This window comes from Bacillus sp. FJAT-45066 (assembly GCF_002335755.1).
In the GTDB taxonomy this organism is placed as follows: domain Bacteria; phylum Bacillota; class Bacilli; order Bacillales; family Bacillaceae_I; genus Bacillus_CD; species Bacillus_CD alkalisoli.
Map to the genome: position 1 here is coordinate 1,266,359 of NZ_NISQ01000001.1, position 21,365 is coordinate 1,287,723.

Annotated in this window: 18 protein-coding genes; 17 read left to right on the forward strand and 1 reads right to left on the reverse strand. The window is 36.3% G+C overall.

Going from position 1 to position 21,365, the window contains the following annotated elements; translation table 11 throughout:
• Positions 1-13: 13 nt before the first annotated feature.
• The 13 genes from CDZ92_RS06480 to CDZ92_RS19910 all read left to right on the forward strand — a co-directional run bounded on the left by CDZ92_RS06480 (position 14) and on the right by CDZ92_RS19910 (position 13,806).
• Positions 14-1,120, forward strand: coding sequence for a Leu/Phe/Val dehydrogenase (locus CDZ92_RS06480; RefSeq protein ID WP_096156936.1), 1,107 nt, complete (start codon positions 14-16; stop codon positions 1,118-1,120).
• Between the two features lie 14 nt (positions 1,121-1,134).
• On the forward strand, positions 1,135-2,202 hold the full coding sequence (gene pdhA / locus CDZ92_RS06485) for a pyruvate dehydrogenase (acetyl-transferring) E1 component subunit alpha (RefSeq protein ID WP_096154435.1): 1,068 nt from the start codon (positions 1,135-1,137) through the stop codon (positions 2,200-2,202).
• Positions 2,202-3,197, forward strand: coding sequence for an alpha-ketoacid dehydrogenase subunit beta (locus tag CDZ92_RS06490; RefSeq protein WP_096154436.1), 996 nt, complete (start codon positions 2,202-2,204; stop codon positions 3,195-3,197). Before pdhA ends, CDZ92_RS06490 begins: the two co-directional genes overlap by 1 nt.
• Positions 3,198-3,216: 19 nt before the next feature.
• Positions 3,217-4,452, forward strand: coding sequence for a dihydrolipoamide acetyltransferase family protein (locus CDZ92_RS06495; RefSeq protein WP_096154437.1), 1,236 nt, complete (start codon positions 3,217-3,219; stop codon positions 4,450-4,452).
• Positions 4,453-5,895 carry a dihydrolipoyl dehydrogenase gene (lpdA, locus tag CDZ92_RS06500; protein WP_096154438.1) on the forward strand — a complete coding sequence of 481 codons (1,443 nt, stop codon included), beginning with the start codon at positions 4,453-4,455 and terminating at the stop codon, positions 5,893-5,895.
• A gap of 369 nt (positions 5,896-6,264) precedes the next feature.
• Positions 6,265-7,383 (forward strand): 4-hydroxyphenylpyruvate dioxygenase, encoded by a 1,119-nt coding sequence (hppD, locus tag CDZ92_RS06505; RefSeq protein WP_096154439.1) that lies wholly within the window; start codon positions 6,265-6,267, stop codon positions 7,381-7,383.
• A 70-nt stretch (positions 7,384-7,453) separates the two neighbouring features.
• Positions 7,454-8,560 (forward strand): histidinol-phosphate transaminase, encoded by a 1,107-nt coding sequence (gene hisC, locus CDZ92_RS06510; RefSeq protein ID WP_096154440.1) that lies wholly within the window; start codon positions 7,454-7,456, stop codon positions 8,558-8,560.
• 2 nt (positions 8,561-8,562) lie between these two features.
• Positions 8,563-9,183, forward strand: coding sequence for a flavin reductase family protein (locus tag CDZ92_RS06515; RefSeq protein ID WP_096154441.1), 621 nt, complete (start codon positions 8,563-8,565; stop codon positions 9,181-9,183).
• A gap of 4 nt (positions 9,184-9,187) precedes the next feature.
• Positions 9,188-10,102 (forward strand): fumarylacetoacetate hydrolase family protein, encoded by a 915-nt coding sequence (locus CDZ92_RS06520; RefSeq protein WP_096154442.1) that lies wholly within the window; start codon positions 9,188-9,190, stop codon positions 10,100-10,102.
• Between the two features lie 11 nt (positions 10,103-10,113).
• Complete coding sequence (locus tag CDZ92_RS06525) at positions 10,114-11,271, forward strand: homogentisate 1,2-dioxygenase (protein WP_096154443.1); 1,158 nt, start codon at positions 10,114-10,116, stop codon at positions 11,269-11,271.
• Positions 11,272-11,733: 462 nt separating this feature from the next.
• Complete coding sequence (locus CDZ92_RS06530) at positions 11,734-12,555, forward strand: CAP domain-containing protein (RefSeq protein WP_096154444.1); 822 nt, start codon at positions 11,734-11,736, stop codon at positions 12,553-12,555.
• 147 nt (positions 12,556-12,702) lie between these two features.
• Entirely contained in the window at positions 12,703-13,623 is a 921-nt protein-coding gene (locus CDZ92_RS06535) for an aminoglycoside phosphotransferase family protein (RefSeq protein ID WP_176483730.1), read from the forward strand.
• A gap of 24 nt (positions 13,624-13,647) precedes the next feature.
• Entirely contained in the window at positions 13,648-13,806 is a 159-nt protein-coding gene (locus CDZ92_RS19910) for a hypothetical protein (protein ID WP_157842721.1), read from the forward strand.
• 41 nt (positions 13,807-13,847) lie between these two features.
• Here CDZ92_RS19910 and CDZ92_RS06540 read toward each other — a convergent pair whose 3' ends face one another.
• A complete protein-coding gene (locus tag CDZ92_RS06540) occupies positions 13,848-15,203 on the reverse strand; it encodes an MATE family efflux transporter (protein WP_096154446.1) in 1,356 nt (451 codons plus the stop codon).
• Between the two features lie 160 nt (positions 15,204-15,363).
• On the opposite strand from CDZ92_RS06540, the gene CDZ92_RS06545 reads away from it, so the two are divergent.
• From CDZ92_RS06545 to CDZ92_RS06565, 4 genes are all read left to right on the forward strand, one after another.
• On the forward strand, positions 15,364-16,290 hold the full coding sequence (locus tag CDZ92_RS06545; RefSeq protein ID WP_096154447.1) for a YncE family protein: 927 nt from the start codon (positions 15,364-15,366) through the stop codon (positions 16,288-16,290).
• Between the two features lie 282 nt (positions 16,291-16,572).
• Positions 16,573-17,358, forward strand: a complete 786-nt coding sequence (locus CDZ92_RS06550) for a TerC family protein (protein ID WP_096154448.1) — start codon at positions 16,573-16,575, stop codon at positions 17,356-17,358.
• 522 nt (positions 17,359-17,880) lie between these two features.
• Entirely contained in the window at positions 17,881-18,762 is an 882-nt protein-coding gene (locus CDZ92_RS06560; protein ID WP_096154450.1) for an ATP-binding protein, read from the forward strand.
• Between the two features lie 10 nt (positions 18,763-18,772).
• Positions 18,773-20,695, forward strand: a complete 1,923-nt coding sequence (locus tag CDZ92_RS06565; RefSeq protein ID WP_096154451.1) for a vWA domain-containing protein — start codon at positions 18,773-18,775, stop codon at positions 20,693-20,695.
• Positions 20,696-21,365 lie beyond the last annotated feature (670 nt).

A 21,365-nucleotide genomic window follows, 5' to 3' on the forward strand; every position in this document is an offset into this window, starting at 1 on the left:
AGGGGGGAATCAAATGGATATGTTTACGAAAATCGCGGAACATCAACAAGTAGTTTTCTGTAACGATGAAGCAACTGGTTTAAAAGCCATTATAGCCATACATAACACAACACTTGGCCCAGCATTAGGCGGCTGCCGTATGCAACCATACAGTTCTGTTGATGCTGCACTAGAAGATGTTCTACGCCTCTCTAAAGGAATGACTTATAAATGTGCTGCTGCAGATGTAGACTTTGGTGGGGGTAAAGCGGTAATTATCGGAGATCCCCAAAAAGATAAAAGTCCAGAACTCTTCCGTGCATTCGGACAATTTGTAGATTCATTGAATGGTAGATTTTATACAGGAACAGATATGGGGACGACTCCAGAAGACTTTGTTCATTCTTTAAAAGAAACAAACTGTATCGTTGGAGTTGATGAAGTATATGGTGGAAGTGGCGATTCATCTGTTCCAACTGCTCAAGGTGTTATTTACGGTATTCAAGCTACGAATCTAGCTTTATGGGGCTCTGAAGACCTTCATGGTAAAGCATATGCAATCCAAGGTTTAGGAAAAGTTGGTGCCAAGGTTGCAGAACAGTTACTACATGCAGGTGCTGACCTATATGTTAGTGATATTAACCAAGAAGCAATTGATACGCTTGTTCTAAAAGCAAAAAAGCTGGGAGCAGGTATTAAAGTTTTAAGTGGGAATGAAATTTACTCTACAAATGCAGACGTTTTTATACCGTGTGCATTAGGCGGAATCATAAACGACCAAACAATCGATCAACTAAAAGTTAAGTCCGTAGTAGGGTCTGCAAACAATCAACTTTTACATTTAAACCATGGGAAAATGCTACAACAAAAAGGTATTCTTTATGCACCTGATTATATTGTAAATGCTGGTGGACTAATACAAGTAGCCGATGAGTTATATGAGCCAAACAAGGAACGTGTATTAAGAAAAACAAAAGCAATTTATCAAACATTACAAAACGTTTACTTGGAAGCGGAAAGAAGCGGTACAACAACAGTTGAGGCAGCTAATACGTTCTGTGAACAAAGAATGGAAGCAAGAAGTAGAAGAAATAGTTTCTTCTCTCATTCTAAACGACCTAAATGGTCAGTACGTGTATAAAGGAGTGTTCATTAGTGGAAAACACTTTCCCAATCAAACAAATAGTCGATGAAAACGGCAATATCGTTAATGAAGCCTATAAAGAAAAGATCACAAAAGAATTAGCTCTTCATTTCTATAAACACTTAATAAGAATTCGCACTTTTGATAAAAAAGCGATCAGCTTACAACGCCAAGGACGAATTGGAACGTATGCTCCATACGAAGGACAAGAAGCTTCCCAAGTTGGAAGTGCACTTGCACTACATAGTGGCGATTGGATGTTCCCGTCTTATCGTGACCACGGTGCAACGATGACATTTGGTCATTCCTTATTAAATATTTTACTTTTCTGGAATGGTAGAAACGAAGGTTGTGTTCCACCAGAAGGGAAAAACGTTTTTCCACCAGGTATCCCAATTGCGACACAATTGCCGCATGCAGTAGGTGCTGCATACGCTGAGAAAAGAAAAGGAACTACTAATGCAGCAATCGCATACTTCGGGGATGGTGCTACTTCAGAAGGAGACTTCCACGAAGGTTTAAACATGGCATCTGTCCTAAATGCACCTGTAATATTTTTCAATCAAAATAATAAATTCGCAATTTCTGTCCCAATAGAAAAGCAAATGAAAACAAAAACAATCGCCCAAAAAGCATTGGCATACGATATTGATGGGATGCGCCTTGATGGAAACGATGTGTTTGCTGTTTATTTTCATACGCTCGAAGCATTAGAAAATGCAAGAAGTGGAAACGGCCCAACTTTAATCGAAGCTGTAACGTGGAGATATGGCGCTCATACAACAGCAGATGATCCAACAAAATATCGTGATCAATCTGAGAGCGATCAAAGACGAATGGAGAAAGATCCAATACTGCGCCTGGAAAGATTTTTGAAAAACATGAATTGGTTTGATGAAGAAGAAAAGAAACATTTTGAAAACGAAGCTTCCGAAGAAATCGATCAAGCAATTGTTGATATGGAATCTTATCCTAAGGCAGACCCAGCTGACATGTTTAACTATACTTTCGAAAAACTAACACCGGGAATTGAAAAGCAAAAGAATGAATTGCTTCAAGTATTGCGAGGTGGGAACTAATGCAAACTGTAACTAAGACGAAAACATTAACGATGGTCCAAGCCATTACAGACGGTTTAGATGTTATGCTTACGGAGAATGAATCTGTATTGTTAATGGGTGAAGATATTGGTGTAAACGGCGGTGTTTTCCGTGCTACAGATGGACTTCAAGCGAAGCACGGGGAAGAAAAAGTAATGGATACACCACTAAGTGAGGCAGGTTTTTTAGGTGCTGCAATTGGTATGGCAGCAAATGGTTTTCGACCTGTAGTAGAAATTCAATTTTTAGGGTTCATATACCCTGCTTACGAGCAAATAATGACACATGCATCTCGCCTGCGAGCTAGAACAATGGGACATTATTCATCTCCAATGGTTATCCGCGCTCCATATGGCGCAGGTGTAAGAGCACCAGAAATTCATTCTGATAGTACGGAAGCACTGTTTACTCATATGCCTGGCATAAAAGTAGTTTGTCCATCCAACCCTTATGATGCTAAAGGTTTACTTATTGCTGCAATCGAAGATCCAGATCCTGTATTATTCCTTGAGCCAATGCGTTGCTATCGCTCAGTTAGAGAAGAAGTACCAGAAGGAAAATACGTTGTAGAAATAGGAAAAGGGAAGAAGTTAGTTGAAGGGGACGATGTAACAGTTATTGCTTGGGGAGCTATGGTATCGGTCGCTATGCAAGCAGCTAAAGAAATGAAGAAACATGGCGTATCTTGTGATGTGATTGATTTACGTAGTTTATATCCAATTGACTCCGAAATCATTGCAGAATCGGTTCAAAAAACTGGTAGAACTGTCATCGTGCAAGAAGCACATCCAACAACAAGTGTCGCAAACGACATACTTTCTACTATTAACGAAACGTCCTTTTTATATCAAAAAGCACCGGCAGAACTTGTAGCTGGTTTTGATATTCCAGTACCATATTTCGGCTTTGAAGATTATTATTTACCAACTAAAGAACGTGTTATAAAAGCAATTGAAAAAGTGATTAATTTTTAGATTCTGGAGGTGATTTTATATGGTTGAAGTTATTCTTCATGATATTGGTGAAGGAATGACGCAAGCTGACATTTTATCTTTCTTTGTAAAGCCAGGAGACGAAGTTAAACCTGATCAGCCTTTAGTAGAAGTACAAACAGATAAAATGGTTGCCGAAATTCCTGCACCTACAGCAGGTACCGTGAAAGAATTAAAAGTACAAACTGGAGAATGCGTACCAGTTGGCAGTATTCTATTAACAATAGAAGCTACATCTAAGCAACCGGCGAAACTAGAAGGGAGCAGCGCACTTTCAGAAACCAAGATGCAAAATAAAGTGTTACATATCGAAAAGTCTGAAAAGCGTACAATGGCTGCACCATTTACGAGAAAAATCGCAAGAGAACTTGGTGTCGATTTAAATGAAATTACAGGTTCAGGCCCTGCCGGTAGAATAACAGAATCAGATGTAAAAGCAGCTTATGAAAAAATAAAGAACCCAGATATCCAAATTCAAACGGAAGCAACGGCACCAATAGAAGCCCCTCAACCTCCAGCAAGTTTGGAAGAAAAAAATATAAAGCCTAATGTTATTCCATATCGAGGCCGTCGCAAACAAATAGGACAAAAAATGGCACAGTCATTATATTCCATCCCACACTGTACACATTACGAAGAGATTGATGTAACAAACCTTCTTTCTATGCGTACAGACTGGAAACAAGTGAATATGAACGTGTCCGCGACAGCTTATTTTATTAAAGCTATTTCGGTTGCTTTAAAAGAATATCCTATTTTTAATGCTACATTGATAGAAAAAGAAGAATTAATCCACTTACACGATGAACACCATATAGGTATTGCTACTGATACAGAAGATGGATTGATTGTTCCTGTTATTAAAAATGTTGAGAAGAAGTCATTAACTCAAATACATGAAGAGTTAAAAGAGTTAACAGCTAAAGCCCAACAAAACAAACTAACGATAAAAGAAATGACAGGCAGTACGTTTACCATTAGTAATGTCGGTCCTCTTGGGGGCAGTATAGGAGCGACACCTATTATTAACCCCCCAGAAGTTGGGCTAGTTGCTTTTCATAAAACAAAGAAGAGACCAATTGTAAACGACCAAGATGAAATAGTCGTCCGTTCTATGATGAATATCTCTATGTCTTTTGATCATAGAGTTGCAGATGGTGCCACTGCCGTTGCGTTCACAAATAAACTTAGTAGTTTAATAGAGAAGCCTAATCTACTAATGCTGGAGTTGGTATAAATGGTAGTTGGTGAACTTACACAAGAAAGAGAAGTAGTTATTATTGGTGGCGGTCCCGGTGGGTATCATGCTGCTATTAGAGCCGCTCAATTAGGAAAACAAGTAACCATCATCGAGAAAAACCTTTTAGGAGGAGTATGTTTAAACGAAGGGTGTATTCCTTCTAAAGTGTTTACACATGCAGCAGGACAACTTAAAAGTATCCCGTCATTAAAAAATTTAGGCATCGATATTCCTGAACCTAGTTTTAATATCCTAGGGTTACAACAACATAAACAACAAACAATGAATCAACTAAGAAAAGGCATTGAAGCATTGTGTAAATCAAATAGTGTTGAAATTATAAAAGGCGATGCCATGTTTCTTGCCTCCAATAAAATTGGGGTAGAAAATGGCCATCAATATGATACGTACAAATTTGAACAAGCGATCATTGCAACAGGAAGCAAAAGACTGCCTAAAATTGAAAACTTACTAACTTCCAATAGAATAGTTGTTGGAACTGACATTTACTTGCTAGAAGAAATACCAACAGAGTTAATTGTTTATGGTAGTGATCGTACGGCATTGGAAATTGCTTTCACGTTCTCTTCTTTCGGCTCAAAAGTTGTGCTTCTGATGGAGGAAGGAAAGTCAGATTTTTCCTTTGATTCGTCCATTAACAGAGAGTTAACTAGACTGCTAAAGAAAAATAAAGTGAAAGTATATCCATCTACAACTATTATCGAAGCGCAACCAGGTAGTAGCTCCACACACATTGTATTTAATACAAACGGAAAGGGAGAAGAACTTTTTTGTTCTCACCTTTATGTTTCGACAGTTGCAAAGCCAAACCTTGATGATCTAGGTATCGAAAGAGCTGGAATCCTTTTAGATGAGAATGGTCTTTACATTGAGACAAATAAACAATGTCAAACAAATGTAAATGATATTTATGCCATTGGAGATGTAACAAAAGGAGAGGCACTTGCGGTAAAAGCTATTAAACAAGGAAAAGTGGCAGCTGAAACAATCGCAGGAAAATCATCAGAAGTAGACTTAACGTTTCTTCCAAATGTCGTACACAGCGTACCACCTATTGCTACTGTTGGCTTTACGGAAGAAGAAGCGATAAACAAAGGATACAACGTAAAAACTAGCCAATTTCCACTTGCTAGTAATGGCTATGCAACCATTACAAACCAAAAAGAAGGTTTTGTAAAGATAGTAAGTGAAGAAGACACGGACCTGTTACTCGGAGTTCATATGATCGGCACTGGTTCAGTAGAACTTATTTCAGCTGGCGTTCTTTCTTTAGAAATGGTAGGAAGAGAAGAGGATCTCGCTTTCCCTCTATATCCACATCCAAGCTTTAACGAAAGTATGTTAGAAAGTATAGAAGACTTAACTGGAATGGCTATTCATAAACCACCAAGCAAACAAAGAGAAAAGGTAAACGCTTGAACCACCTAATAATCTCTTTGTCGCGTCAAAGCATTTACGCTTTAAACGACACTCTTGATTAAAACCTTAAAAAAATACTATAGTTAATTCAGAAAAGTTGTATTTTTTCGATAATTATTTTCCGTAAGAGTGGAGTGTTAAATGTTATTGTTGATAAGATATTTACCAATAAAAGTTGATGATAGCACGAGGTGCGAGACTTCTGCGGGAAAAGCGGAACACGGGAGACCCCACAGGCGCCGTGCGCCGAGAAGCAGGGTTTTTCACGGTAGTGAAAATAACCTTCCTTTTCACCGCCCGCGGAAAGCGAGTACCTCGGGCTATCATCAACAGTTAGTACTATAATTTTTATTTCAAGGAGGAATTATAATGACAGAACAACAAGCTGTAACAACTTTAAACGAAGTAGAAGACTTTTTCCCAGTAAACGATGTAGACTATTTAGAAATCTACGCTGGTAACGCAAAACAAACTAGCCACTTCTTCACAACAACTTTCGGCTTTAAACCAGTTGCTTACTCAGGACTTGAAACTGGAAACAGAGAATCAGTTTCCTATGTTCTTCAACAACAAAATGTACGCCTAGTAATCACTGGATCTTATAAAGAAGATACTAGAGTAGCAGAGTTTGTAAAAAAACATGGAGATGGCGTAAAAGATATCGCTCTTTTAGTAACTGATGTTGAAAAGGCTTACAACACTGCAGTTGACCGTGGAGCTATTGCTATTGCGCCACCAGTTGAACTTTCTGATGAGTTCGGAACTGTAAAAAAAGCGGTTATCGGTACATATGGTGACACTATTCACACATTAATTGAGAGATCTAACTACTCAGGTCCTTTCTTACCTGGATTCAAAGCATATACAAATACTGTTCCTTGCCAAGAAACAGGAATTATCGGAATTGACCATGTAGTTGGTAACGTTGAACAGATGGAAGAATGGGTTGAATATTATGAGAAGGTAATGGGCTTTAAAGAGTTAAAACACTTCTCTGATAAAGACATTACAACAGAATACTCAGCATTAATGTCTAAAGTAATGCATAACGGTGGAAGAATTAAGTTCCCAATCAATGAGCCAGCAGAAGGCAAACGCAAATCACAAATTCAAGAATACTTAGATTTCTACAATGGTCCAGGCGTACAACATCTTGCTATTTTAACAGAAGACATCGTTCATACAGTTGGTATGTTAAAAGAGAATGGTATTGAGTTTTTAAACACTCCAGATTCGTACTATGACATGTTATCTGAGCGTGTTGGAGAAATCGATGAAGAGATTGCTAAATTAAAAGAGTTAAGCATTTTAGTAGACCGTGATGACGAAGGATATCTGTTACAAATTTTCACTAAGCCTGTTGTAGATCGTCCTACATTGTTCATTGAGATTATCCAACGTAAAGGTGCAAGAGGGTTCGGAGAAGGAAACTTCAAAGCACTATTTGAATCTATTGAACGCGAGCAAGAATTACGAGGTAATCTATAAGCTTTTTAGAAAAGAGAGGCCAATAGTCCTCTCTTTTTTAAGAAATTTTTCAATTATTTGGGGGACTAAGATGACTGTCAAAGTAAAAACAAGAGAGATTTTAAACACAATTCAAGCATACCCATTAAACAAAAGCCTTGCAGATGTTCAAAAGCAATATGGCTTTGAAAAAGCTTATAAACTTGCTGAAAATGAAAATATATTTGGATGTTCTCCGTTAATAAAAGAGAAGTTAGTAGAGCAATTAGATAGCTTATATGCATATCCAGATGGAAGTGCAACTGAACTTACAACAAAGCTTGCGAACTATTTATCTGTTCAACCTAATGAATTATTTATCGGAAATGGGTCAGATGAAATCATTCGCCTATTAATTCGTGCCTATCTAAATCAAAACGAAGAAGCAATCATGGCGGACATTACGTTCCCACGCTATAAAACAAATGTATTAATTGAGGGTGGTAAGCCTGTTATTGTTCCGTTAGTTGATGGTGTACACGACTTAAATGGTATGCTTTCTGCTATTGGCGAAAATACAAAAATGATTTTTGTGTGTAACCCGAATAATCCGACAGGAACTATTGTAGAAAAAGAAAATCTTCTTTCCTTTCTGTCCCAAGTTCCAGACGATATTTTAATAGTGTTAGATGAAGCATATTATGAATATGCAACAAGTAACTCTTACTTACAATCACGTCCATTATTGAATAAGTATTCTAATCTCGTTATTTTACGTACTTTTTCTAAAATATATGGAATTGCTGCATTAAGAGTAGGATATGGAATTATGAATCCTATTATTGCGACAGAATTAACAAAAGTAAAAGAAGTTTTCAATGTTAATAAACTTGCACAATCGGCAGCCATTTTAGCACTTGAAGACCAAGAATATATGAAACAATGTGTTCAGAAGAATTTCGATGGCAAACAATTTTTCGAAAGAGAATTAACCGCTCTTGGCTACAGTTACTTTCCTTCCGAAGCAAACTTTGTCATGATTCATACGAAACAACGTGGGGACTTAGCTGCGGAAGCTTTGTTAAAGCACGGTATTATTGTTAGAGCAGGTACCTTACTTGGGTTTCCATATACTATTAGGGTAACCATTAGCTCAAAAGAAGATAATGCATTCTTTATGAATGTGTTCAAACAGCTAAGTGAGAAAGGAGAGGTATAACAATGAATGTTAATCCTAGCACATTAGAATGGCAAGACGCATACAAACTAATCGTCGGATCGATATTACCTCGTCCTATCGCATTAGTTTCCTCTATTGACCAAGAAGGAATAACGAATATTGCTCCTTTTAGTTTTTTTACTGCTATTTGTGCAGATCCTTTGCTTGTATGTTTTTCACCTATGAGAAGAGGTTCGGACGGATCGAAAAAAGATACACTAATTAATATAGAAGAAACAAAGCAATTTGTTATAAACATTGTAAGTGAAGATATCGTCGAAAGAATGAATATCACCGCAACCGATTTTGAACAACATGTTGATGAGTTTGTGGAAGCAGGCTTCACAAAAGAAGAGAGTTTAGTTGTCATGCCACCACGAGTAAAAGAAAGCAAAGTTCAATTAGAATGCTCCTTACAAGAGGTGTTACATTTTGGTGATAAGCCTGGTGCAGGTAGCTTAGTGATTGGTAAAGTCGAAATAGTTCATATTGATGATGACATTTATTATGAAGGAAAAATTGATACAAAAAAACTTAATCCGGTAGGGAGAATGACAGGTAACCTGTATACTCGAAGTACTACGGATATGTTCGAATTAATTAGAAAAACAACTAGGGGTTAATTCAATGAAATTATTATCGTTTAAAAAACAAGATGGTTTTGTTACTGCTGGTTGGCTAGACGGGGAATTTGTCGTGGATATGCACGAATCTTCTAATGGGAAACTACCAAACAATTTATTAGATTTTATTCAAAACTATGATCAGAATAAACATGAAGTGGACCGCTTACTTTCTCCTTCAGCTCAATTGTCTATGCACCATTTAAATAGTGTAGAAGTATTAGCACCCATTCAGCGACCCGTGAGCATTCGTGACTTTTATGCTTTTGAGAAGCATGTTAAAACAGCGAGAGGCAGAAGAGGATTGGATGTAGTTCCTGAATGGTACGAGATACCTGTTTTTTATTTTACGAATCATTTAGCAGTTAAAGGTCCTAACGAAAGCATTGAACGTCCTGCAAATTGTGAATGGCTAGATTATGAGCTAGAGATTGCATGTGTGATTGGAAAAGAAGGAAAAAATATTAAAGTAGAAAATGCGGAAGAATACATTTTTGGCTACTGTATTATGAATGACTGGAGTGCTAGAGACCTTCAAGCAAAAGAAATGAAAGTAGGCTTAGGTCCTGCGAAGGGTAAAGATTTTGCAACAAGCTTCGGTCCTTATATCGTGACGAAAGAGCATCTAGCAACTTATCAATCTGGTAAAGGCTTAGATTTAACGATGACTGCAAAGGTGAATGGAAAGTTACTTTCAGAAGGAAACTTTAAAGATATATATTATTCTTTTGCGGAAATGATTGAGCGAGCTTCTGATGGAGTCACTTTATATCCTGGCGAAATTATTGGATCTGGAACAGTTGGAACTGGTTGTATTCTTGAAATTGGAACAGATGTTCATAGATGGCTACAACCTGGAGATGTTGTAGAGTTAGAGATTACTGAATTAGGTACGTTGAAAAATACAATACAAGTATAAGAGGTGAACCTATGTTTTATCGTCAATTAGGAAAAATTCCACATAAACGCCATACGATGTTTAAAAAAGAAGATGGAAGTTTATTTAGAGAGCAAGTAATGGGGACAAAAGGTTTCTCCGGTACACAATCTATCCTTTATCATCACTATTTACCAACAGAGGTAGTAAAGTCTACTGTACTAGGAAGCTATCTACCAGAATACGAAGAACAAGCGGAGGCTCCATTAAATCATCGTCATCTTTTAACAACAGCGATTGAAACAAAAGGAGATGCCCTAAAAGCAAGGGAGTATTTACTAGGTAACAGTGATTTATTAATTGGTACGGTCTACGTTACGGAGCCAATGGAAAGCTATTATCGAAACGGTGATGGAGATGAAGTATTATACATTCACTTCGGAACAGGAAAAGTAGAGACAATGTTTGGTACGATTACGTATCGCCCTGGAGATTATGTTATTATTCCAATCGGTACTATTTATCGTGTGATTCCGAACGATGATACGAAAATCTTATTTATTGAATCGTTCAGTCAAATTACCACTCCAAGAAGATATCGTAACGAGTACGGACAAATGTTAGAACATAGTCCTTTCTGTGAAAGAGACTTCCGTGGACCAGAAACGCTTGAAACGTATGATGAAAAAGGTGAGTTCGAAGTTATCACCAAATCTCGTGGGTATATGCATTCACACATCCTAGGTCATCATCCATTAGACGTTGTAGGGTGGGATGGTTATTTGTATCCGTGGGTGTTCAACATTGAAGATTTTGAGCCAATTACAGGAAGAGTACATCAGCCACCACCGGTTCACCAAACGTTTGAAGGTCACAATTTTGTCGTTTGTTCGTTCGTTCCACGTCTATATGACTATCATCCAGAAGCGATACCAGCACCGTACTATCATAGTAACGTGAACTCTGATGAACTGCTATATTATGTAGAAGGAAACTTCATGAGCCGTAAAGGAATTAAAGAAGGGTCTATCACATTACATCCATCTGGTATTCCTCATGGTCCACATCCTGGTACAACAGAAGCAAGCATCGGAAAGAAAGAAACGTTAGAACTAGCAGTTATGATCGATACATTCAAACCATTAAAAATAGTTAAGAAAGCTCACGGTGTAGAAGATAAAAACTACATGTTTACATGGATTGAAAATTAATTTCTAGAGAGACCATCTAAGGTCTCTCTTTTGTTTACTTATTCTTAGTTCTATAAATATATTATTTAAAGTATCTTATTCGTTCCTTTCCGCTGAGCCACTAAGGATTGTTAATTTGGTAACTGATCAATAAAACGAAATAATCTATCACCTATGTTCAATCATCATATAACAGTAAAAAATGTAACGATATTTGACCTTTTGTAATATAAAATGCCAATTTTCGAGGGTGTCAAGAATTATTATGATGAAATAAATGGTATTATGCAAAATTAATAGAAAATTCTTAAAGTAAAATTAGTTAATTAGCACTTCAATTCCTCCAAAAACAGGAAAACATAAAACAATTATTGTAAAAATAAAGTCAATACCAGTTTCTTCCTCAAATATTACAAAGAGTCCATGCTATGATTAGTTTGTAGCAACACACACTCTATGAAATGACCTTAAGGGGGAAGCAACATGATCAAGTTTTCAAAGAAGTCAATCTTATCTGTAATTGCAGCAACTACTATTGTAACAGTAGCTCCACTTGGTATATCTGCATCTAAAGCGGAAGCAGCTCAACCAGTACAAACAAAGCTACATTATACGAAAAATATTACTTTCTTTAAAAATAATGAGGATGTACAAGCATTCTTCCAATCTTATATAAAAGAATTAGAAGAGCGTCTAGCTGTTAAAATCCAACTAGAAGAACAAGCAAAACAGCCGGAAGAAAAGCCACAAGAAGTAACTCCTGCACCAGTTGAAAAAGAACAGCCGAAACAAGAAGTTCCAAAGGAACAACCAAAACAAGATTCTCAAAAGGAACAACCGAAGCAAGAGCAACCAGCAGCTCCAGTTCAACCAGCTCCAACACCACAACCACCAGCCCAACAGCCGAAACAAGAACAACCTGGCTATTCTGTAAGTGCTTTTGAACAAAAAGTGGTGGAACTAACGAATGCGGAACGTGCAAAACATGGCTTAAGTCCGTTAAATCTTGATACAGAATTAAGTAAAGTAGCTCGTGAAAAATCAAAAGACATGAAGCAAAACAACTATTTCTCTCATACAAGTCCTACGTTCGGCTCACCTTTTGACATGATGAGACAATTTGGAATCTCTTATCGTACAGCAGGTGAAAACATCGCGATGGGCCAACGAAGCCCAGAAGAAGTAGTGACAGCATGGATGAATTCAGAAGGTCACCGAGCAAATATTCTAAACGGGAACTTTACACACATTGGAGTAGGACACGTAGAAGGTAACTACTGGACACAAATGTTTATTGGAAAATAATTAAGAATTTCTGAATTACTATTAACAAATATGCAGGGTAGGATGTTTCGTCTCCTATCCTGCATTTTTATATCTTTTTAAAAAGGAGAATTAATCATTATATAGAATATTTATTACTCTACTATTAAAACTTGTGAGGTTTTTACATTGCATAATCTTTTTGAAACTATTATTAAAGAAAGTACAAATGAAAGTATTATATCGGTATCCGAAATTAAGAAAGGATTTTCTTCTGATAAAAAATATGTTGTTACTACCAAAAGTAAAAGAGAATTTCTTGTTAAGTTAGCTGATGCAAAGGAGTTTACTAGAAAAGAAAAAGAATTTAATGTTCATGTTCAAGCCTTTAATCAAAACGTAAAAACAAACGAGCCCATTATATTTCGTAAACACAATGACTACTGTTTGTCCGTGTTTTCTTACATAAAAGGGTTAGATGCATCAGAAGTATTACCAAGACTATCCGTTGAAGAACAATATAATATTGGCTATTCAGCAGGAAAAGAATTGAGAAAAATACATACTATTAAGCCCAATCATTCAATGAATTGGTATGAAGAGCGAAAAAGCAAGTACGAGAGGTATTGGTCACAATACCAAGATAGTAACGTACGATTAGAAGGAATGGATAAGATTCATACATTTATTATGTATAATTTGTCATTAATAATAGGAAGACCCATATCTATACAGCATGATGATTTTCAAGTTAATAATATAATTATAGAAAACAATAAGTATGCCGGTGTTATCGATTTTAACCGATTTGATATTGGTGATCCTATTCATGACTTTTATAAGTTAGGACAATTTAGCCGAGAGGTGAGTGTGCCATTTTCTGTTGGACAAATTGACGGGTACTATGAAAATAATGTACCAAATCATTTTTGGGAACTTTATAATTTGTATATTGCAATGATAATAGTTCCGTCTATCGTCTGGTCTGTAAAAGTAACACCTCAATTAGTGGACGAGATGTTGATAAGATTGCAGAACATGATAAATGACCAAGAAACGTTTTCATCACCAATTCCAAAATGGTATATGGATTTTAAATCAGCATATTAAATTATAGAGGAGAGTGATGGAATCATGATAGATAGTGGATTTTACGTAGGTTGGGGCACATTAATGTTAATAAATGCCGGACTTGCTCAAGGAAAGAATCGAAGCGGCCTTAACTGGTTTCTATTATCTTTACTATTAGGTCCATTAGCAACTTTATTACTGCTTTTTGTAGATAAAAAATAGCAAAAAAAAGAGGACTCTTTAATGAAAGTCCTCATTTTTTATTAAGCAAATTTTCTCTCATATTTTTTCTGTAAGAAACGTAAGCGTAAGGAAAGCCCAATAGCCCCGGCAGCTAAGCCACTAATTAATCCTATCCAATATCCAAAAGCTCCATAACTCGTATAATTTGCTAATAGGTACCCGAATGGCAACCCGATAAACCAGTAAGAGACAAGCGCTATAATAAACGTAACGTTTACGTCTTTATATCCACGAAGTGCCCCTTGAATTGGTGCAGCAATCGCATCTGATAGTTGGAAGAAGATCGCGTATATTAAAAATACTGTTGTTAGTGCAAGTACTTCTGGGTCATTCGTATAAAGCGAAGCAACTTCTTCTTTATAAAAATACAAAAATATAGCACATACACTAGATAGAATGACGGCTGAAATAACACCTAAAACTGTATATTGTTTCGCGTCTGACAACCTTTTGGCACCAACTTCATAGCCAACTAAAATCGTTAATGCCATTGAAATACTTAAAGGAACCATATATAAAAGGGAAGCAAAGTTTAATGCTACTTGATGAGAAGCAATCGTTACCGTGTCAAAGGTACTCATTAGTAATGTCACGGCTGAAAAAATACTCGTTTCAAAGAAAATGGAAAGACCAATAGGAATACCAATTAATAAAATTTCCTTCCACTTTGACCAAATAAATGGATACCATTTATCAAAAATTTTATAAGGTAAAAACGGCTCATACTTCAAAATGATTCTAATAGATAAAAGTGTAATAATCCAATACGTAATCGCTGATGCAATTCCAGCCCCGATACCACCAAAAGCAGGTAAACCAAATTTACCAAAAATTAAAATATAGTTAAGTATGATATTAATAGGCAAGGAGAGTAAAGTAATAATCATCGTAATTCTTGTATGTCCTAATGCGTCCATAAAACTACGAAAAACAGTATAAGTAAACAAAGGAAATATACCAAATGAAAGAGCGACTAAATAATACTTAGCTACATGTCTTACTTCTTGCTCAATATTCATCCCGTTTAATATTGGATTAAGTACAAGTGCGCCAACAATAAAGACTACTAAGCCCATCGCTATGGAAACATACACACCTTGAATAACGGAGTTAGGAACTTCTGAAGATTTTTTCGCTCCAATCAGTTGTGCAACAATCGGAGTTACAGAAAGTAAAATACCGCTAAGACCTGTATAAATAGGTACCCAAAGACCCGATCCTATCGCCACTCCAGCCAAGTCACTAGCACTCACATTTCCCGTCATCATAATATCAAACAAGCTCATCGAAAATAAGGCAAGTTGTGTCACTAAAATAGGAACCAATATCTTTGCAAAAATAGAAAGTCTTTCTCTATATGAATGTGCTTGTTTCATTATTTATATCTCCCTTATTTTAAGGCCATTTAATCTAATGAATTATATCACCCGATATTAATTTCGAAAAGCAAAATAATACAAACTAATAATTCAAACCATTCTAATAATATGGTATAGTTAACATATATTTCGAATAACGAAAGGATGTTTCATTCAAATGAGTAACGAATTTTTAATTGTACTAAATAAAGATGAAGATACAATATCCATTGTTGACCTAGCAAATGAAAAGATAGTGAAAACGGTAGAAACAGATTACAATCCACATGAATTAGTCGTCACACCTGACGGAAAGAAGACATACATAACATGCTCTTTAGGAAACAAAATGAACATTATGGACAATAGTACGTTTGAAATCATCAAAGTATTAGAGCACCCAGATTTTCAATTCCCACATGGCTTAGGAATTACAAATGACGGTAATAAATTATTTATGGCATCTACATATAGTGAAAAAATATTTGTCATCAATACCGAAACAGATGAGATAGAAAGTGTTTTTCCAACACATCAAAAATATTCTCATATGATTTCTTTCTCACCAACTAACGAAAAAGTATATGTTCCTAATATCGGTAGCCATAACGTGACTATAATCGATACAAAGAAAGAGGAAATCATTACACACATTCCAGTTGGAAAAGGTCCAGAAGGCGTAGCAGTACACCCTAATGGAAAAGACTTATATGTAGCAAATCAAGAAGAAGACACATTATTTGTGATCGATACTGATACTTACGAATTAAAGCATAAACGTCGCCTTGGACGAGTTCCTGTAAGACTAGTATTTTCTCCTGATGGAAAATATGCATTAATTCCGAATCGTGAATCTGGAGACTTGTCTATTATTGAGACAGAGCATAATTTAAAAGGCAACGTAAGACCGTGGGAAGTGAAAAGAATTCGTGTAGGTGTATGGCCAGGTGGAACTGTTTTTAATGAAACAGGGAGCTTTGCATATGTAGCAAATAACAAAACGAACGACATATCAGTTATTAACATGAGTACATTAAAGGTAGAGAACACGATAGAAGTTGGCATTCATCCCGATGGAATTGCCTATCTTAAAAAAACAATCTAGTAATCTCAAAATATGTGTTGACAACAAACACATTCCTAACTAAAATAAAGCTATCAATTACATACACCCAATCAAAGGGGAGTAGCTATGAAAACGATAAAGTCGTCATGACGTGACTGTACTGCAGACACCGGCTTTATTGGCAACTAATTCTGTTGTTAGCAAGACCTTTGCCTGAACGAGCGAGTTCTAGGTGAAGGTCTTTTTTATGTTTTAACCTTTACCGAGAATGCTTGGTAAAGGTTTTTTTTATGGGTAAAAACAGGAGGAGAGAAATAGATTATGGAAGTTGGCATTTTATTAGAATATGGTTGGGTATTACTAGTCCTAATTGTATTAGAAGGAATTTTAGCCGCAGATAACGCGTTAGTAATGGCTATCATGGTTAAACATTTACCAGAAGATTTACGTAAAAGAGCACTGTTTTACGGATTAGCTGGTGCCTTTGTTTTCCGTCTCGGTTCGTTATTTGCGATTTCGTTCTTAGTTAACGTATGGCAAGTTCAAGCTATCGGTGCATTGTACTTATTATTTATCGCATTAAACCACATGTGGCGCAAATATATTATGTTTCGAGCAGATGAAGCAGCTGCAACTAGAGAAGGCGGAAAGAAGTCAGGTTTTTGGGTTACTGTTTTAAAAGTTGAATTAGCAGATATCGCTTTTGCTGTAGACTCTATTTTAGCAGCAATTGCTCTTGCGATGACTTTACCGAAAACAAACTTACCCATGATTGGTGGATTAGATGGCGGGCAATTCCTCGTTATCTTCTTTGGTGGGTTCGTTGGCGTTGTCATTATGCGTTTTGCAGCAACTGCATTTGTGAAGATTTTAAACGAAAGACCCACATTAGAAACAGTAGCTTATTTAATTGTTGGTTGGGTAGGAGTAAAGTTAGCCGTTTTCACACTTGCTCACCCAAGCATACACGTTATTCCACATTACGTACCAGAACATCCGATTTGGAAAGGATTTTTCTGGTTCGTGTTATTGACACTTGCGATCGGTGGATGGATAGTATCCGGTATACAAAGTAGAAAAGAACAAGTCCAAACAGAACAAATGTAATCCTTATCACTTCAAGAAAATCTCTTTTACTGCTATAATAAAAAGCTGCTTGACTATACATGTCAGCAGCTTTTTTTCATTATATGTTTTATAACGCTGTTGATTGTAGCACAAGCCTTCGCTCTCCACGGGCGGGCCGGGAGTCTCCTCGACTTCCCCTTTGGGGTCTCCCTCTCCACGCTTCTCACGCATGAGTCTCCGACTTGTGCTACAATCAACAGCTGGATAGACTTTATAAACAATGACACTAGATGTTAACAAAGATGTCCATACCTCGAACACTAAAAATATAGTAATGGTGTTTTAACGAAGTTCTAGTTGATTTCAGCTGCAGGTGTGAGACTCCTGCGGGAAAGCGTGTCAAAGGAGACCCCACAGGCGCCAATAGCGCCGAGGAGGCTCCTGCGACCGCCCGCGGAAAGCGAACACCTGCAGCTGAAATCAACTTTTTATACCCTATGTTTCAAAAACTACTGTTTTACATAACTTAATTACAATAAGACTTTAGAAAGAGGTATTCTCATGACAATAGAATTAAACCTGCCACAGGAAGTTCAAAATAAAATAAACAGTAACAAATCAAAAGACTTAATAGAATCATACGCTTCACTTATTGGAACAGGCGGATACACTGCAGAAGACAATACATTATTATTCGATTCCATTATCTCTTTATCACTCGGTAAAAATGTCCTACTAAAAGGCCCAACAGGGTCAGGAAAAACAAAACTAGCGGAAACATTATCCGCCATCTATCACCAACCAATGCACAGCGTAAACTGTTCGGTAGATCTAGATGCGGAGAGCTTGCTTGGGTATAAAACAATCCAACATGTAGATGGTAAAGCTACCATTGAATTTATCTCTGGACCAGTAATAGAAGCCATGAAAAAGGGACATCTATTATACATTGATGAGATAAACATGGCTAAACCAGAAACGTTACCTATTTTAAATGGTGTTTTAGATTACCGAAAGACCATCACGAATCCATTTACAGGAGAAGTAGTTAAGGCAAAAGAAGGCTTCGGCGTAATTGCTGCAATAAATGAAGGCTATGTAGGGACAGTTCCATTAAATGAGGCGTTAAAGAACCGCTTCGTTGTTTTAGAAGTGCCATATATACAAGGGGACACACTTAAACACGTTCTATTAACACAATCTAGCTTATCCGATGAAAAGCTAGTGAGTAAATATGTTACCTTTTCTAGCGACTTAATATCTTTAGTAAAAAGTGGTTCCTTATCAGAAGAAGCCGCATCAATAAGAGCACTACTAGATACATGTGACTTAACCATATACCTACCACCATTACGTGCGATTCAACGAGGAATTGTAGATAAGCTAGAAGATGAAAGAGAACGTGCTGCTGTAGTAAATATTGCAACAACGTTATTTAATTGAGGGATTTCAAATGAGACCAATTGTCTTTAACGACAAAAAAATTGATTCCTTTCTATTTATGGAGCTAACCGACCTATCATGCTCTTTATCAAAAGTAGAAGAGTTGCAAGTGGAGTATGCATTTAAATCTTACTATAATCCTTATGAAAAACAATTGTTCATCAGTTTATTCTGGGACAACCATCCTCCCAAAGAGAAATTACATGGTTTAAAGAGCGATGTTTACCTTAGAAGTGTTGGTAGTGTTAAGTATACGGACTTTACTATTATTGATAAATATTTGAAATCTATAAAGAACGCACCATACACAAGCTTTGCTCGTCAACTTTTTAGTTTACTAGAAGATATTCGTCTAGAAGAATTAGTAAAAAATGAACGACCGGGCACAACAGAATCATTTGAAATAAGAAGACGTGAATATCGAAAATATTTTAAAAGCCAACTTAAAGTTAATATGGATCGGGGAATCCATACAGATGCATTATATAACCAGTTGTATATATTATTAACGACAAATGATCCTTTAGAGGAAGTAATTAGCATAAATAAACCTTTGGATTTAGCTTTACCTTATATACGTAAAGAAGCAGAAAAGGCCTATGAAGCAAAAAGCACGAGAGAAATAAAAAAACTATGCGAAAATATTTTAGATGTACTAGAAGATCTACTTGAGAAAGACATGCTAAATTTATATTTCCTTCTGCCAGATTTTACAGAACTGGCTGATACAAAAGATGGCCTAACTTTTGATGACCTAAAACGAAAAGATGGCCTTAAGAATGATGATGTGAAAGACAACACGAAAAAAGGGGAGGAAGATACGCACGAAGATAAACTTCCAACCTGGCATCGAGAGTCAGAAACAAACACCCAAAGTTTCTTGCAATTTGATTTAGAGCAAGGGACTAAAACAGATTTAATGGGCGAAGGTGTTAGAGAAGGAGAAGATGGCGATCAGGCGCTTGGTTTTGTTCAAGGAAAAACAAAGCCAACGAAACGAAATGACTTTTCCAAAATGGAAGTTTTAGAAGTGTTTAATGATTCTGATCAAAAAGGAGGCAAAGAAAACGCTTTCGGAAAAGAAAATAAACATGCTTTTCCTGTGTTTCAAAAGCCTAACCAAGTAAAGATGGAAGAAAAAATCGAATACGAACAATATAAACAAGTGATTGCACCTTATCAAAAAAAATTAAAACAGCTAATTCAAAAAACGTTGGAACATAAAAAAATCGCTCCACGTGGAAATTTACATTTCGGACGACTAAGTAAAAAGTTGATGCCTTGGTTTACGGACGAATCACCAAGATTGTTTTATAAAAAAGATGAGCCAACAATCGAAATAGATGCAGTTTTCACTTTACTTGTCGATTGTTCTGCTTCCATGCATGATAAAATGGAGCAAACGAAACACGGTATCACATTGTTTCATGAAGCTTTAAAATCTGTTCAAGTGCCACATGAAGTAGTAGGATTTTGGGAAGATACGAATGATGCGACAGAAACTAGTCAACCAAATTATTTTAAAACGGTCATTGATTTTCAATCAGCACGAAAGCTCTCTACTGGACCGGAAATATTGCAGTTAGAGCCAGAGGAAGATAATCGAGATGGATACGCTATTAGACATATGTCTAAACGATTGCAACTTCGTTCAGAGAAACAAAAATTCCTACTCGTTTTCTCAGATGGCGAACCTGCAGCCATGAACTATGAACAGAATGGTATTGTAGATACACATGAAGCAGTTATGGAAGCAAGAAAACACGGTATAGAAGTAATCAACGTCTTTTTATCAAATGGAGAAATAGAAGAAAGCCAACTGAAAACAATTCAAAACATGTACGGTAAATATAGTATACTTGTCCCAAACATCGAGGAACTTCCAAATGTTTTATTTCCTTTACTGAAAAAATTACTATTAAAAAGCTTATAGCACGTTAGAGGCTGGAACAAAACTAGAGAAAAAGCGAAAAATAGTTGAGAAGTGGCCCCAAAGATCAAAAATTTTAATCTAGGGGCTTCTTCCATATAAATTAACCGAGTTTTATCCAAGCCCTTTATACCTACGAAATGTGGATGAAGTTTTACTTCTTCAACAATTTTTTTAGCCAGATGAACTTTATCGACCTTATGAAGTTCATCTACAAAAATTTTTTTTGGTCAGATGAACTTTATCGGCCTTATGAAGTTCAACTACGATAAATTTTGTTGGCCAGATGAACTTCATTGGCCTCATGAAGTTCAGGTACGATAAAACTTTTTGGCCAGATGAACTTCATCATCCTTATGAATTTCAACTACGGTAATTTTTTTGGTCAGATGAACTTCATCGGCCTTATGAAGTTCAACTACGATAAATATTTTTGGCCAGATGAACTTCATAGGTCACATGAAGTTCAACTTCAACTACTTTCTACGGCAAGTTAAACTTCATTGGCTTTTTGTCTCAACTCCTTTTTTTAGTTTCAACTTAAATTGAATGGGTATAAATAATAAAAGTTGGGAAACGTAATAATACTTTTAGAATCAATTTCATAATTACTTTTCGTTTAGTGAAAAACGAATGCTCAGTTTATTATAATTAAATAACGTTCGATATAAAA